We start from the raw sequence: 14,728 nt of genomic DNA, 5'->3' as shown, positions 1-14,728 counted from the left end.
GGGGTGCGGCGTGACGTCCCCGGATCCCCGTGTCGGCGAGCCCGGTTCCGGGCATGAACAAGGGGAGGGCCTCTCCGCGGAGGCCGGCACGGCGAAGGAGGCGGACGTGAAACTCCGATCTGTCCGGCACGAACTCGGCATCTCCCCGGAGCTCTCCGAACTGGCGCGGGTCCGCCACTGGGTCCGGACGGTTCTGTGCGGCTTCCCGGCGGCCTTCGTCGGCACGGCGATCACGGTGGTGGACGAGCTGACGTCGAACGCGCTGCGCCACGGCCGCGCGCCCTACCACGTCCGCCTGCTGCCCGGTGCCGCCAAGCTGCGGATCGAGGTCGACGACGCCGGGGGCGAGCCCGCTCGCCGCCGCGCGCCCTCCGACCAGGGCGGGCGCGGGCTCCTGCTGGTGGAACGCTGCGCGGCGGCCTGGGGCCAGCTGCGCCGCCCCAGCGGCAAGACCCTGTGGGCCGAGCTGGTCACCGACCCGGATCCGGCCGGTGCCCGTGGCTGATCCGGCGCCCGCCGCGCCCGCCGTCGCGCTCGACGGCACCGGGGGCTGGGCCGCCGCGCCGGTGCCCGCCGTGGTCATCGACCGGTCCGGGGTCGTCCGCGCGCTCAACGACGCCGCCCACCTGCTGTTCCCCGCCGCCGAGGCCGGCCGCCCGGCCGCCGGCGCGGTCGCGGCCTGGCTGGCCGCCGCCCACGACGGCGAGCCGGCCGAGGTCGTCCGCGGCGAGGCCGGCGAGCGCGCCTTCGCCGCGCACCCGGTCCCGCACGGCGAGGCGGTCACCTGGTGGCTCGTCGACGAAACCGACGCCCGCTCGGCCCGCGAAGCGCTGGCGCGCGAACGGGAGCGGACGACGTTCCTCAGCGACGCTTCCGCGGCGCTGCTGGGCTCGCTCAACCTGGACCTCTGCATGGAGGTCGCCGCCCGGCTCGCCGCGCAGCACCTCGCCGACGCCGCGCTCGTGGTGGCCCCGGCCACGGGCACGAGCTTCCCGGCCGTCTCCTGCGTGCGCGGCGGCGAGCCGTCCCGCGCCCAGCTGGCCGCCGACCCGGACGAACTGCCCGGGCTCGGCGAAGCGCTGCAGGGCTTCCCGCCGGTGCCGTCGCGCTGGATCGCCCCCGACGCGGCGCCGCCTTGGGTGCTGCCGGCCGGCTTCGGCCCGGTCGGCTCCATCGTCGTGACGCCACTGCCCGGCCACGGCGTCCCCGCCGGTGCCCTGGTCCTGCTGCGCCGCGGCGACCGGGCCTCCTTCACCGGCCAAGAAGAGCTGTTCGCCGGGCTGTTCGCGGCGCGGGCGGGCGCGGCCATGTCGGCGGCGCGGGTGTTCGCGCTGCAGGCGTCGATCACCGACACGCTCATGCGCGAACTGCTCCCGCCACCCCTCGAACAGCTCGGCGGGGTCGAGTTCGCCGGCCGCTACCGCCCGGCCCGCGACGGCGAACGGATCGGCGGCGACTTCTACGACGTCCACCCCGCGGTCACCGGCGAGCGCGACGAGGCACTGGCCGTGCTCGGCGACGTCTGCGGCAAGGGCCTCGACGCGGCCGTGCTCACCGGCAAGATCCGCACCACGCTGCGGGCGCTGCTGCCGGTGGCCGCCGACCACCACCGGCTCCTCGAGCTGCTCAACCGCACGCTCGGCGGCAACGCCGACGCCCGGTACGTCACCCTCGTGCTGGCCTCCGCGCGGCGCGAGGGGGCCACCGTCCGGTTGCGCCTGACCTGCGCGGGGCACCCGCCGCCGCTGATCGTGCGGGCCGACGGCCGGGTCGAGGAGGCCGACAGCCGGGGCAGCCTGATCGGTGTGCTGCCCGAGATCGAGTCGCGCAGCGCGGAGGTCACGCTGCACCCCGGCGAGACCTGCCTGCTCTACACCGACGGGATCGTCGAGGCGAGGGGCGGCCCGCTCCGGGACGCGATGTTCGGGGAAGAGCGGCTCCAGCAGGCGTTGGCCGAGTGCGCGAACATGCCGGCCGACGCCGTCGTCGAGCGCGTGCAGATGCTGGCTTCGCAGTGGATCGGGCGTGGCACCCACGACGACATGGCCGTGCTGGCGATCACCGCGCCGCGCGGGCACCACCTGGCCGCGGTCGGCGGCCACGGGCGCGGGCGGTACACCGCATGAGCACCGCCGCCCGGGGCACCGCGGTGGCCGAGCACGCCGAACGGCTCTGGAAAGCCGTCACGGCCGGCGACGAGTACGCGGCGGCCGACCTCGTGGTCCGGGCCCTCGGGGAGGGGATCGACCCGGAGAGCGTGCTGCTCGACGTGATCGCCGCGGTGCAGCGGCGGGTGGGCCGCGAGTGGGCGGCGAACCGCCTCACCGTCGCCCAGGAGCACGCGGCGACCGCGATCAACGACCGCGTCATCGCCGGCTTCGGCCACCTGCTGGAGCGGCCGGAACCGCACCTCGGCCGGATCACCGTCGCCTGCGTCGACGGGGAGTGGCACGCGATGCCGGCCCGGCTGCTGGCCGAAGTGCTGCGGCTGCGCGGGTTCGCCGTCGACTACCTCGGCGCGCAGGTGCCGGCCCCGCACCTGGTGACCCACCTGCACCGGACCGGCCCCGACGCGGTGGCGCTGTCCGGCTCGCTCGCGACCCGCCTGCCGGCGGCGCACGCGACGATCACGGCGTGCCAGGCGGCGGCGACCCCGGTCATCGCGGGCGGAGCCGCCTTCGGGCCCGACGGCCGGTACGCGCGGCTGCTGGGTGCCGAAGCGTGGGCCCCGGACGCCCGCGCGGCCGCCGACCGGCTGGCCGACCCGCTCCCCCGGCCGCACGCCGCCCAGCAGCCGCAAGACGCCCTGCCGCACCTGGCCGACCAGGAGTACACCCTGGTCACGCGCAGCTCGGGCCGGCTCGTGAAGACGGTGCTGGCCGGCCTGGCAGAGCGGATCCCGGCCATGCGGGCCTACACCGAGCAGCAGCGCCAGTACACGGCCGAGGACCTCGCCCACATCGTCGAGTTCCTGGCGACCGCGCTCTACGTCGACGACGCCACCCTGTTCACCGATTTCCTGAGCTGGACCGCGGGGATCCTGACCGCGCGCGGCGTCCCAGCGACGGCGCTGGTGCCCGCGCTCGAGCTGCTCGAGGCGGAACTGCGGGACTTCCCGCGGGCCACCGGCCTGCTCCGCACCGCCCGCGCGGAGCTGGCCACCGGCTCGGCCCGGCCGGCCTGACCGAAGCTCGCTACGCGTCCTGGCGCGCCAGCTTCGACGGCCACCAGATCCGCCGCCCGACGTCGACGGTCAGCGCCGGGACCAGCAACGACCGCACCAGCAGCGTGTCCAGGAGCACCCCGAACGCGACGATGAACGCGATCTGGGCCAGGAACAGGATCGGTATCACCGCCAGCGCCGAGAAGGTCGCCGCCAGGACCACCCCGGCCGAGGTGATCACGCCGCCCGTCAGCGACAGTCCCCGCAGCGTTCCTTCGCGCGTTCCCCGGGTCAACGCCTCCTCGCGGACCCGGGTCATCAAGAAGATGTTGTAGTCGATCCCCAGCGCCACCAGGAAGACGAACCCGAACAGGGGCACCACCGGATCCGCGCCCGGGAAGCCGAGGACGTGGTTGAACACCAGCGCCGACACGCCCATCGTGACCGCGAAGGACAGCACCACCGTGGCGATCAGCAACAGGGGGGCCAGCAACGACCGCAGAAGCAACGCGAGCACCAGGAAGATCACCAGCAACACGATGGGGATGATCAGCGCCCGGTCGCTCTTCGACGTCTGCTGCGTGTCCAGCTGGATCGCCGTGGGGCCGCCCACCTCGGCGTTCGCCCCGGGGACCGCGTGGACCGCGTCGCGCAGGCGGCCGACCGTCGCCACCGCGGCTTCCGAGTCCGCCGGGTCCGTCAGCACCGACAGGATCTGCACGCGGCCGCCGACCACCTTCGGGCGGCCGTCGGGGCCCGGCACCGGGAACGACTGCGCCACTCCGTCTATTGTGGACGCCCGCAGGACCGCGGGCAGCGCGCCGGCGTCGGCGATCGTGATCGCCGGGGCGCCCGAGCCGCCCGGGAAGTGCCTGCCGAGGATCTCCTGCCCCCGCCCGGATTCGACCTCGGTCAGGAACACGTCCGACTGCGCGGTCCCGGACGCCTTCAGCTGCGGCACGAACGCGACGCCGATCCCGAGCACCAGCGCCGTCACCACCCAGACCGTGCGCGGGCGGCGGCCGACCAGGCGGGACACCCGGCCCCAGATCCCCGACGTCTCCGGGTGCGGCGAGCCCAGCGCCGGCTTGAACGGCCAGAACGCGCCGCGCCCGCACAACGCCAGCGCGGCCGGCAGGAACGTGGTGGCCGCCAGCAGCGCGGCGCCGATGCCGATGGCCGCGACCGGGCCCAGGCCCTTGTTCGAGTTGAGGTCGCTGAACAGCAGGCACAGCACCCCGAGCACGACCGTGCCCGCCGAAGCCCCGATCGGCTCGAGCGTCGCGCGCCAGGCGAGCCTGATGGCGTCGAACCGGCTCGGCGTGTCGCGCAGCTGCTCGCGGAACCGCGCGACCAGCAGCAACGCGTAGTCGGTGGCCGCGCCGAAGACCAGGATGGACAGGATGCCCTGGCTCTGGCCGTTGAGCGCGAGGACGTCGTGTTTCGCCAGCAGGTAGACGACGAGGCTGGCGAGCCCGAGCGCGAAGACCGCCGACAGCAGCACCAGGAACGGCAGCAGCGGGCTGCGGTAGACCACGACGAGGATCAGCGCGACGACGCCGCCGGCGACGAGCAGCAGGATGCCGTCGATGCCGCCGAACGCCTGGACCAGGTCGGCGATCTGCCCGGCCGGGCCGGTGACGAGCACGGTGAGCCCGGCCGGGGCGCCGTCGAGACGGGCCCGGACCTCCTCGACGACTTCGGCGGGGTTGCCCTCGGCGACGATCGGCACGGCGAACTGCGCGGCCTGGTCGTCGCGCGGGGCCCGCTCCGGTGTGCCGAGCGGGCCGGCCACCCCGGGCACGCTGCCCAGTTCCCGCGCCTTGGCTTCGAGGAACCGCCGGTCTTCGCCGGTCAGGCCGCCCGTGCGCTCGGCGACGACGGTCGCGGGCAGCACCTGGCGCGGGCTGAAGGCCTTCTGCTCGTCGGCGACCTCGGTGGCTTCGGCCGAGCGCGGCAGGAAGGCGGCGTTGTCGTTCTTCGCGACCTCGCTCAGCTTCCCGGCGAACGGCCCGCCGAACCCGCCCAGCCCGAGCCAGGCGATCACCAGGAGGGCCGGGATCAGCCAGCGGAGGCGGCGCGGGTGGTCGTTCATGGTCGCTAAGGTCCTTTCGAGCGGGAACACGCCCAATTGTTCAGCAAGCTGAACATTCCGCACGACGAACCCCGACGACCCCCGAGTGATAGCGAGCACAGTGACGGTGAGCACAACGCCCGAAGCCGACCTGAGCACGTGGCCGACCGGCCGGCTGCTGGCCGTGGCCGCACGGCTGGTGGAACAACGCTGGGTGGCCGTGCTCGACGGCATGGGCCTCACCCACGCGGGCCTGATCGCCCTGCACACCCTGCGCGACGGGCCGCTGCCCCAGCGGACGCTGGCCCAGCGCTGCCAGGTGACCGACCAGACGATGAGCCGCACGCTCGACCGCCTGGCCAGGGCCGGGTTCGTCGCCCGCGCCGCGGACCCCGCCGACGGCCGCCGCCAGCTGACGCGGCTGACCGAGCGCGGCCGGGCGGTGCACGAGCAGGCCGTGCGCGCCGAACCCGCGCTGCTCGGCGGGCTGGGCGACGACGACGCCTTCCGCGCCGGCCTGCTGGCCCTGATCACCCGGCTGTCCGCGAGCGATTGAGAGCGCGCCGGACTGGGTAGCTTTTCTTACATGTGGATCGCGGTGAGCACCCCAGTGGCTGTCCTGATCGCTACCGTCCTGATGGAGCGGTTCGAGCGACGGTGCCGCCTGGCGCCCGAAACCGAACGCAGCCCGATCCGGAGCTGACACGGTGTCGCGACAAGCGGGGTCGTGACACGCGGGCGCGCTTCGCGGAACCGGCGTGACGTGAACCGCGTTCAACGGGAATTCCCGATCCGGCGGGTACGGCAAACCCGCTCACCGGCCGGGGGTTCCGGTGAGCGGGGGCCGCGACAATGACCGCCGTAATTCAGCAGGTCTTCCACGCGAAGTGGTAAATCGTGTCCACGCTCGCGTGCTCGGAATCCATTTCGATGAAACTCGGGCCCGCCGAGGAACCGGCGTCGGCCCGCAGTTCCGCATTGATGTTCAGGTTGCGGCTCTCCCCGCACGGCGCGAACACCAGCTCGGCCACGTCAGTGGCGTCGACGGCCCGCCACACGCCGTGGAACGGGCCGGGGAACGTGTGCCGCACCCGGGCGGTCGGCGCCGTCCCGGTGAAGTAGTAGTTGGCCTGCTCCAGCGCGCTCGCCCCGCTCTCGATGTGCGCGAAGCCGCGGTACTCCGCCTTGGCGATCGCGTACGTGAACCCTTGCGGCACGTGGACGAGGACGTTGATCTGGCAGTTCTTCCGGGCTTCGAGCGCGGACACGCCCCCGCCGGCCTTCGCGGTAAAGTTCGAGTAGTGCACCGTGAACGAGGTGTTGTCGGACGCGACGTCGGCCGACGCGGTGGCCGTGCCCGCCGGGCAGCCGGAACCGTTGATCGTTTTGATGTCGAGCGTGATCTGTTCGTCCGGAGCCGACGACACCGGAGAATCGACGGGAGCGGCGAGGGTGGACAGAATCATTGCGCCTACGACCGACATACCGAGCATGACGCTCCTCCAAATGGGCCACGGTGCCTGGTGGTGATGATGATCGCGCGCGGAGAGGATCGTAGCGCGATCGCAACCTTTTCGACGGCCACTGAACGGAGTAACACGACTGCACGGCGCACGGGAAATCCATTTCCCGCTCATTCATCTTTCCCGGGGCTCGATATTCGGAGAATCGAAGGTCAACATTGTTGGTCCAGACCAGCGCGGCGGAGGGAGTACGGCGGGGTGCAGCCGCCGAGCAGCGCTTCGGCGTCCAGCGTCGCCGCCCCGCTCCCCCGCTCCGCGAACCGCCGCGCCACCAGCGCGCCCGGGTCCCCGACCGCGTCCGCGCGCCCGGACAGGAACGCCCACTCGTGCTCGTCCGAGCCGAAGTACAGCACCGAGCCGAACACCTCGCGGAACCGCCGCCAGGACGCGCGCAGCGTTTCGTTGCGCCACAGCGTCGGGCAGCCGGCCTGACAGGTCACCACCCCGCCCGGCGCCAGCAGGCGCGCGCAGCGCGCGAGGAAGTCCGTGCCGTACAAGCGATTGTGCTGCGCGGCCGGATCGGTGGTCTCGTCCGGCAGGTCGATCACGACCACGTCGTAGGTCTCCCCCCGCCGTTCGGCCGCGTTCAGGAAGACCCAGCCGTCCACGTAGGACACCCGGACCGGGCCGTCCCCGCGCTCGGCCCGCGCCAGCTCCGCGGGGGTGTAGCCGTAGGGCAGGTGCTCGGCGCAGGCGCGCACGGCCCGCTCGTCGATGTCGACGTGATCGACGTGCGCGGCGCCGGCCGCGACCGCCAGCTCGCTCGCGACCCCTTCGCTCGACCCGACGACGAGCACCCGCCGCACCCGCTCGGCGAGCAGGAGCGCGGGCACCATCAGCGCTTCGTGGTACACCAGCTGGCTGGCTTCGGTGCTCTGGCGTTCGCCGTCGCAGAACAGCGAGACCCCCTGCGCGGTGGTCCCGATCAGCACCTCCTGGTACGGCGTGCGCTCGTGGAACCGCACGTCGCCCACCTCCCAGACGCGGGTGAGGCCGTCGCCGACCGGTTCGTGGATCAGGGGCATCAGCGTTCTCCCCGGTGCAGGACCGACAGGTGGACCGAAGCGGCGTGCAGCGAAGCGGCCAGCAGCCGCAGGGCGTGCTCGGGATCGGCGCGTTCCCCGCAGGTGAACACGTCGGCGAAGAGCGACCCGTGCTCCGGGTAGGTGTGGACGGACGCGTGCGACTCGGCGAGCAGCGCGATCACCGTGGCGCCCTGCGGCGCGAACCGCTGCGCCACGACGTCGAGGACCGTCGCGCCCGCCTCCGTCACCGCGGCCCGCAGCAGCTGCCCGAGGCGCGCCGGGTCGTCGAGCAGGTCCGGATCGACGCCGTGCAGCTCGGCGAGCACGTGCCGCCCGGTGAACCGGCCGACGTCAGGCATCTCCCCACCTCCCGAGGCAGTACGTGCGCAGCGGCTCGATCCCGTTGAACCCCACGGACGCGTAGCTGGCGGTGTAGGCCCCGGTGCCCGGCAGGTCGAGCCGGTCGCCGCCGCGCAGGGACTGGGGCAGCCGGTACGGCGTCCGCTGGTAGAGGACGTCGTCGCCGTCGCAGGTGGGCCCGGCGAGCACCACCGGGCCGTCCGGGCCGTCGTGGGCCCCCACCGGCTCGAACCGGTAGGCGATGGCTTCGTTCTCGGCTTCGGCCAGCCCGTTGTAGCGGCCGATGTCGAGGTACACCCAGCGCCGCTCGTCCCGGTGCGCGACCAGCACGACCTCGGTCCGCAGCAGGCCGGCGTCCGCGACGAGCACCCGGCCGGGCTCGAGCAGCAGCTCCGGCCGCCCGGCCGGGAACGACGTGCCGAGGGCCGCCTCGACGGTCGCCGCGTAGGCGGCCAGCGACGGGACGGGAGTGCGGTGGGCGGTCGCGAAGCCGCCACCGAGGTTGAGTCGCGTCATCGTGACGCCGTGCGCCGCGGCGTCGGCGAACAGCTTCGCCGCCGTGGCGATGCCGATCTCCCAGGCGGTGACGTCCGGCTGCTGCGACCCGACGTGGAAGGCGATGCCGGGCCGCAGCCCCCGCGCGGCCGCCCGCAGCACCAGGTCGAGGGCTTCGGCCGGCGCGCAGCCGAACTTCCGGCCGAACGGCGTCGCGGAATCCGGCGCGTCGAGCACGACGCGGATCGACACCGCCGAGCCCGGCGCGTACCGGCCCAGGTGGTCGACGTCGGCGGGCGCGTCCGACGTGAACTCCCGGACCCCGCGGCCGAACGCGAAGGCGATGTCCCGTGGTTTCTTGATCGGGTTGCCGTAGGCGATGTCCGCGGGGCGGGCGCCGCGGCCGAGGCACAGCTCGAGCTCGGCCGGCCCGGCGACGTCGAAGCCGGCCCCGGCCGCCACCAGCGCGTCGAGCACCGGTGGCGCCGGGTTGGCCTTGACCGCGTACCGGATCAGCGCCCCGGGGAACGCCGCGCGGAACTCCCGCGCCCGCGCCGCGACCACGTCGGTGTCGACGACCAGGCACGGCGTCGGCGGGTCACGCTCGGCGAGGAAGCGGCGGATCCGGGTGTAGTCGGCGCACACGGGCGCCAGTGTCGCAAACCGGGGTCAGACGAACCGCCACAGGTGGTCCGGTGTGCCGTTGTCGTCCCACTGGGTCACCTGGGCACCGTCCGCCGTGGACTGCTGGTCGACCGCCAGCACCTTGCCGCTGCGGACGTTGACCAGCTTCGACCAGCCGCCGCCGGCGTCGACGATCCGCCAGTTGTGGTCGGGCGTGCCGTTGTCGCGGTACTGCTGGACGTGGGCGCCGTTGTCGAGGCTCTGGTCGTGCACGGCGAGGACCTTGCCGCTGTTGCGGTTGACGATCCGGACGGTGCCGTCGCCGTTGTCCACGACGGCCCAGAGGTGGTCGGCGGTGCCGTTGTCCGACCACTGCGTCACCTCGGCGGTGTCGGCCAGCGACATCTCCGAGACGGCCAGTACCTTGCCCGAACGCTGGTTCTGCAGCTTCCGCCACACGGTCGTCGACGCGGCCGGGCGGGTCAGCAGCGCCAGGTAGCCGCCGGCGACCGGGCGGGCCTGGAAGCCGCGCTGGGTGGCGTCGGCGACGACGTACCAGTCGCTGAACGGCACGCGCTGCGGTGTCGTGTTCGCGAAGCTGTAGACGCCCTCGACGAGGGTGGTGCGGATGCCCGGCTGGTCGGCGAGCCACGCCGCGGTCCACAGCTCCCAGTCGGCCTTCGTGTAGTTGTTGCGCGGGTCGAGCAGGACCCCGTGGGCGCTCGCGCGGGCCTGGTACCAGGCGGCCTCCTGCGCCGCGACGCCGAGCGGGACCAGGTCGAGGCCGAGCACGCGGTCGGCGAAGCCGTTGTACTTCAGGCTCCAGGTGCCGGGCTGGTCGTAGGCGAGCCGCAGGTGCTGACCGTCCTCGGCGAGCGTCACCCACTGGCTGACGTAGCCGCGGGACGTCGAGCGGTAGCGCTGGACGTCGGCGGCGTTGCCGTTCGCGGCGGCGATGATCCCCATCGCGCCGACGCCGATGATGCCCTTGAGGGCGAGGTTCGCGCTGTGGGCGATGAACCCGGTGAAGTCGTCGGTCTGGTTCTGGAAGCCGGGGTCGAGGGTGTTCGCGATCAGGTACTCCGCCCACTGCCGCAGGATCCGGTAGTGGGTGTTCGCGAACGCGGCGGCGTCGGCCGAGGGCAGCCGCTGCACCAGCGCGGCGGCCATGATCAGCATGTTGGCCGACTCCTCGACCGGCATGCTCTCCTCGTTGCCGTCGTTGTGCCCGGTCGCGTCCGGGTAGTGGGTGCCGAGGTCGTGCTCGGCGAACGGCATCGGCCAGCCGCCGCGCTCGGCGTAGTCGAGCAGCGGTTCCAGCAGCAGGCGCAGGTAGGCGGGCGAGAGGTGGAGGTAGGCCGGGAACGCCGGATACGTGACGTCCACTGTGGACATGTTGCCGTTGGAGGAGATCTCCTTGAGGAACGCCCAGGGCGCGCCGCCCCGGTCGACCAGCTCGGTGCCGCCGAAGGCCTGGCGCAGGGCGAGCGCGCAGATCCCGGCGTAGTGCTCGCCGGTGCTGCCCCCACCGGCCGCGGCGACGGCGTCGTCGTGCAGCCGCTGGTCGATCCCGGTGGCTGCGGACAGCGCGGCGGCGTAGTCGTTCGCGAACCACACCGCCATGTCCTGCCAGCTGCCCCAGTAGTGCGTCCACCAGGGACGGAGTTCGGCGCCGAGGTAGCGGACCGCGGGGGTCCGGACGTGCCCGATCGCGACGGTGAAGGGGGCCGAGGTGCCGCCGGCGGGGATCGTGCCGAGGTTCTTGTTGAAGGCCAGCACCGGCCAGCGGTCGCTGATCGCGCGCGGCTGGGCGGTGTCGCTGGTGTTGTTGAGGACCCCCTGGGCGGCCGAGGCACCGCGCACGACGGTGTCCTGCCCGATCTGCCAGGTGACGCCGGCGGCCGGCGCGGCCAGGACGAGCGAGCCCCAGCCGGCCTGGTCGCCGGATTCCTGCAGCACAGCGGGCGTCGCCGGGGTGCAGCTGAGCAGCGTGTAGCCGCCGGCTTGCTGCTGCTGCCAGGTGACGGGGGTGGCGGTGTTGCCGTGCACCCACTCGGCGGAGGTGTCGAAGTGCAGGTCGACGACGTGGGCCCGGCCATCGGCGCTGGCGGCCTGGAACGTGACGTACCCGAACGGAACGCACTGGCGCTGCAGGTTGGCCGGGTCGACCGGCGAGAAGAACGTGACGGTGAGGTTCACGCCGCCGGCGGTGAGGACGTAGATCGAGCGCGTGCCGGTGACCTGCAGGCTCACCTGGGTCATCGGGGTGGTGGCCGGGCTGCCGGGCGCGCCGGCGAAGAGGTAGGCGACCCCGTCGATGCGGGCGAGCCCGCACAGCGCGGTGGTGTGGCCGGTCCAGAAGCTCGACCAGGTACCGGCGAGGTTGTCGGCGGGCTGCCAGGCGGAGAGGTAGGGCGAGCGGACGATCAGCGGAGTGGCGGGCGGCCGGATCGGGCTGAACGTCCCGGCGGCGGCCACGCCGGGCAGCCAGAGAGCAGCGGCGACGGCGGCCGCGGTCCCCCCGGCCAGCCGAAGCAGATCGCGGCGGGTGAGGTGATCGCGTTCTCGTTCTGGGGAGGACATCGGTGGCCCCTTCCAACGGCGTACGAGCCGGGCGGGAAATACTTTTACATCGTTGGTACAACGTTGTAAATCCGCCGAAGGTCGGGGTCCGGGTGGGGTGCGGACCAGTGGGGCCGCAGGTCCGGGCGGGATTTGGGGTGGAAACGGGGTGAAGGGGCTTACGGGCGGCTCGCGGGGAGGCCGGACCGACCGGCGCGGTGCGGCGGGTTTCCGGGAAGGGAGCAAGGCGGTCGAGCGACGCCACCTCAACCGCCCCGCCACGGCCGCCGGCGGGTCCCCGGAGCAGCGAGCAAGGCCGTCGAGCGACGCCACCTCAACCGCCCCGCCACGGCCGCCGGCGGGTTCCCGGAGCAGCGAGCAAGGCCGTCGAGCGACGCCACCTCAGCCGACCGGCGCGACTCCCGGCAGGCGTGACCGGCCCGCCGCGGCGGGCACCATGCGGGCGGGTGGGCGTCGTGGCCGGGTAGGCGCGGCTGGCCCTGCGCGGCGGGCATCGAGCAGTCGGGGCCACCCCTCCCTCTGCACCCCCGCGGCCGCGACTTCCTCACCTCCTCCCGTGCCGAGTCGCGTGGCTTGGCCCTCCCGCGGGCCGCGGTCGTGGGAGGCTGTGCGGGTGACCGGATCCCTTGCCCTGCTCGACTCCGCGAGCCTGTACTTCCGCTCCTTCTTCGCCCTGCCCGACTCGCTGCGCGCCGCGGACGGGACGCAGGTCAACGCCGTGCGCGGGTTCGCCGACACGATCGCGCGGATCCTCACCGACCGGCGGCCCGCGCGGCTCGTCTGCTGCCTGGACGCCGACTGGCGGCCGAAGTTCCGCACCGACCTGCTGCCCAGCTACAAGGCGCACCGGGTGGCCGAGGAAACCAGCACCGGCCCGGACGTCGAAGAAGTCCCCGACACGCTCACCCCGCAGGTCCCGATCATCCTCGACCTGCTCGAAGCGTTCGGGTTCGCCACCGCCGAAGCCGACGGCTACGAGGCCGACGACGTCATCGGCGCCCTCGCCACCCGGGAAAAGACTGATCCCGTCGAGGTCATCACCGGCGACCGGGACCTCTTCCAGCTGGTGCGCACGGACCCCTCGCCCGCGTCGGTGATCTACGTCGGCAAGGGCTGGGCCAAGGCCGAGGTCCTCGGACCCGCCGAGATCGCCGAGCGCTACAGCCTGCCCCGCGAGATCGCCGGACCGGCCTACGCGGACATGGCCGCCCTGCGCGGCGACCCGTCCGACGGCCTGCCCGGCGTGGCCGGCATCGGCGAAAAGACCGCCGCCAAGCTGATCACGCAGTTCGGGTCGCTCGAAGCGCTGGTGGCCGCCGCCGACGCCGGGGACTCCGCGGTCCCGCTCAAGACCCGGCTGCGGCTGAAGGAGGCCGCGGACTACCTCGCCGTCGCCCCGACCGTGGTCCGGGTGGCGGTCGACGCGCCGGTGGAGCAGTCCCGCGCCGACACCGTGCCCGCGACGCCCGCCGACCCCGAACGGGTCGCCGAGCTGACCGAGCGCTGGAACCTCGGCCAGCCCATCGAACGCCTGCTGAAGGCCCTGCCCGGCGCCTGACCCGGAGCCGCCTTGGGGCGTATGGCGGGCGGCCGCCGACGACCCGCGGACCTCAGAAATGCGTGCCGCACCACGGCGCGGCCGTCGTGGTGAACAGCTCGTCGGCCCGCGCGAGCGCCGCCTCGTCGCGGACCTCGACGCGGCCCGCCTCCGCCAGCGTGGTCGCGCTCCACTGCCCGAGGTACAGCATGCCGAGGGTGTCGACGTCGAGGGCCAGGTCCGCGGCGGCGCCGGTGCGCCGGGCGCCGTCCGGGCCGGCCTCGTAGTGCCCGGTGTTGGCCGGCAGCTGCCGGTCGGTCACCGCCAGCACCACCGGGCCCGCCGTGCCGTAGGTGCGGCCGGCGAGCGCGGCCTCGACGTCGACCGGACGCAGCCACAGGTCGTCCTCGACGGCGACGGTCGCCGCGTGCCGGTGGTCGGTCAGCATCAGGGCGAGCGGCTCGTCGACCGGGCGGTGGCGGGCCCGCACCTCCGAGACCAGGTCCACCGACAGCAGGTACCGCCAGAGCGCGGCCCGCGCCTCCGGCCCGGCGGCGTGCAGGTCGTGGACGTCCAGCGCGGCACCGCGGTCGGGTGCTTCGAAGGACCGGCGGCTGATCGTCGCGTACACGACGAAACCGTCGTCACCGTCCGGTCCACTGTGGACGGCGACGAGGTGGCCACCGTCCGGGCCCGCCTGCTGGTCGTGCGAGATCGGCCACCACTGCGCCGGACGCCCGATCATGCCCGGCCGGTGCAGCCCGATCCGCCGGTACAGCCCGGGAATCTCCTTCACCGCTTCTTCGGGCGTGAGCAGCCGGACGTCGCCACCGGCCGCCACGCGCTCGTGCAACCGGGCCGCCGGCCGCTCCACCCGCACCGTCTTGCCGAGCGCGGCCGAGCCGTAGCCGAACCGCCCGTAGATGGTGGGTTCGCTGGCGTGCAGGACGGCCAGCGGTAACCCCCGCGCGGCGAAGTCCGCCAGCTGCGCGGCCATCATCGCGCTGAGCGCGCCGCGGCGGGTCCGGTCGGCGCGGACGCCAACGCCCTCCACCGCGGCCACCGGCAGGATCCGCCCGCCGGGGACGGCGATCTCGGTGTCGTAGGAGCTGACGATCCCGATCGGGCTCCCGCCCTCGAACGCACCGAACTTGTGCGCGGCGGGCCAGGACTCCCGGATCCGGGCCCAGACGTCGTCGGTGACGGGCCGGACGTGCAACGCGCGGCGCAGCAGGTCGAACGTGCTGCGCCGCTCTTCTTCGGTGATCGGGCGGACGTCGAAGGCGGTCATCCTCCCGATCTTGCCGGGCGACATCCGTGCCCGGCACCCGGTTTTCCGCCCCG

12 protein-coding genes are annotated in these 14,728 nt (G+C 73.7%); 5 read left to right on the top strand and 7 right to left on the bottom strand.

What is annotated here, in order from left to right:
• The first annotated feature begins 106 nt into the window (after positions 1 to 106).
• From DV20_RS46240 to DV20_RS24610, 3 genes are read left to right on the top strand one after another with little or no spacing between them, the layout of a single operon-like run.
• A complete protein-coding gene (locus DV20_RS46240) occupies positions 107 to 505 on the top strand; it encodes an ATP-binding protein (RefSeq protein ID WP_043784163.1) in 399 nt (132 codons plus the stop codon).
• On the top strand, positions 498 to 2,126 hold the full coding sequence (locus DV20_RS24615; protein WP_051736107.1) for a PP2C family protein-serine/threonine phosphatase: 1,629 nt from the start codon (positions 498 to 500) through the stop codon (positions 2,124 to 2,126). The genes DV20_RS46240 and DV20_RS24615 overlap by 8 nt, the downstream gene beginning before the upstream one ends.
• The gene (locus DV20_RS24610) at positions 2,123 to 3,184 is read left to right on the top strand and encodes a cobalamin B12-binding domain-containing protein (RefSeq protein ID WP_043784162.1); all 1,062 of its coding nucleotides are present in this window, start codon (positions 2,123 to 2,125) and stop codon (positions 3,182 to 3,184) included. The genes DV20_RS24615 and DV20_RS24610 overlap by 4 nt, the downstream gene beginning before the upstream one ends.
• A 10-nt stretch (positions 3,185 to 3,194) precedes the next feature.
• On the opposite strand, the gene DV20_RS24605 is transcribed toward DV20_RS24610, so the two are convergent.
• On the bottom strand, positions 3,195 to 5,258 hold the full coding sequence (locus DV20_RS24605; protein ID WP_043784161.1) for an MMPL family transporter: 2,064 nt from the start codon (positions 5,256 to 5,258) through the stop codon (positions 3,195 to 3,197).
• A gap of 100 nt (positions 5,259 to 5,358) precedes the next feature.
• Between DV20_RS24605 and DV20_RS24600 the strand changes: the two genes are divergently transcribed.
• The gene (locus DV20_RS24600; RefSeq protein ID WP_051736104.1) at positions 5,359 to 5,793 is read left to right on the top strand and encodes a MarR family winged helix-turn-helix transcriptional regulator; all 435 of its coding nucleotides are present in this window, start codon (positions 5,359 to 5,361) and stop codon (positions 5,791 to 5,793) included.
• Positions 5,794 to 6,103: 310 nt separating this feature from the next.
• On the opposite strand, the gene DV20_RS24595 is transcribed toward DV20_RS24600, so the two are convergent.
• The 5 genes from DV20_RS24595 to DV20_RS24575 all read right to left on the bottom strand — a co-directional run bounded on the left by DV20_RS24595 (position 6,104) and on the right by DV20_RS24575 (position 11,847).
• Positions 6,104 to 6,730, bottom strand: a complete 627-nt coding sequence (locus DV20_RS24595) for a DUF4360 domain-containing protein (protein WP_084093643.1) — start codon at positions 6,728 to 6,730, stop codon at positions 6,104 to 6,106.
• 182 nt (positions 6,731 to 6,912) lie between these two features.
• Entirely contained in the window at positions 6,913 to 7,785 is an 873-nt protein-coding gene (locus DV20_RS24590; protein WP_043784158.1) for a spermidine synthase, read from the bottom strand.
• Positions 7,785 to 8,144 (bottom strand): adenosylmethionine decarboxylase, encoded by a 360-nt coding sequence (gene speD, locus DV20_RS24585; RefSeq protein WP_043784156.1) that lies wholly within the window; start codon positions 8,142 to 8,144, stop codon positions 7,785 to 7,787. Before speD ends, DV20_RS24590 begins: the two co-directional genes overlap by 1 nt.
• Positions 8,137 to 9,285: a type III PLP-dependent enzyme gene (locus DV20_RS24580; RefSeq protein ID WP_043784155.1), complete on the bottom strand. Its 1,149-nt coding sequence runs from the start codon at positions 9,283 to 9,285 to the stop codon at positions 8,137 to 8,139. The genes speD and DV20_RS24580 overlap by 8 nt, the downstream gene beginning before the upstream one ends.
• Before the next feature lie 24 nt (positions 9,286 to 9,309).
• Positions 9,310 to 11,847, bottom strand: coding sequence for a glutaminase domain-containing protein (locus DV20_RS24575; RefSeq protein ID WP_043784153.1), 2,538 nt, complete (start codon positions 11,845 to 11,847; stop codon positions 9,310 to 9,312).
• A 613-nt stretch (positions 11,848 to 12,460) separates the two neighbouring features.
• Here DV20_RS24575 and DV20_RS24570 point away from each other — a divergent pair.
• The gene (locus tag DV20_RS24570; protein ID WP_043784151.1) at positions 12,461 to 13,405 is read left to right on the top strand and encodes a 5'-3' exonuclease; all 945 of its coding nucleotides are present in this window, start codon (positions 12,461 to 12,463) and stop codon (positions 13,403 to 13,405) included.
• Positions 13,406 to 13,457: 52 nt separating this feature from the next.
• On the opposite strand, the gene DV20_RS24565 is transcribed toward DV20_RS24570, so the two are convergent.
• A complete protein-coding gene (locus DV20_RS24565) occupies positions 13,458 to 14,675 on the bottom strand; it encodes a GNAT family N-acetyltransferase (protein WP_043784219.1) in 1,218 nt (405 codons plus the stop codon).
• Between the last annotated feature and the right edge of the window lie 53 nt (positions 14,676 to 14,728).

This window comes from Amycolatopsis rifamycinica, assembly GCF_000695625.1.
Classification (GTDB): domain Bacteria; phylum Actinomycetota; class Actinomycetes; order Mycobacteriales; family Pseudonocardiaceae; genus Amycolatopsis; species Amycolatopsis rifamycinica.
Note: the sequence above shows the minus strand (reverse complement) of the source record. Positions and strands in the feature narration are given on the sequence as shown.

Excerpts from the sequence above, each read along its gene's own strand:
- DV20_RS24610 (WP_043784162.1), top strand. The coding sequence starts at position 2,123 with ATGAGCACCGCCGCCCGGGGCACCGCGGTGGCCGAGCACGCCGAACGG.
- DV20_RS24605 (WP_043784161.1), bottom strand. The coding sequence starts at position 5,258 with ATGAACGACCACCCGCGCCGCCTCCGCTGGCTGATCCCGGCCCTCCTG.
- DV20_RS24595 (WP_084093643.1), bottom strand. The coding sequence starts at position 6,730 with ATGCTCGGTATGTCGGTCGTAGGCGCAATGATTCTGTCCACCCTCGCC.
- DV20_RS24590 (WP_043784158.1), bottom strand. The coding sequence starts at position 7,785 with ATGCCCCTGATCCACGAACCGGTCGGCGACGGCCTCACCCGCGTCTGG.
- speD (WP_043784156.1), bottom strand. The coding sequence starts at position 8,144 with ATGCCTGACGTCGGCCGGTTCACCGGGCGGCACGTGCTCGCCGAGCTG.
- DV20_RS24575 (WP_043784153.1), bottom strand. The coding sequence starts at position 11,847 with ATGTCCTCCCCAGAACGAGAACGCGATCACCTCACCCGCCGCGATCTG.
- DV20_RS24565 (WP_043784219.1), bottom strand. The coding sequence starts at position 14,675 with ATGACCGCCTTCGACGTCCGCCCGATCACCGAAGAAGAGCGGCGCAGC.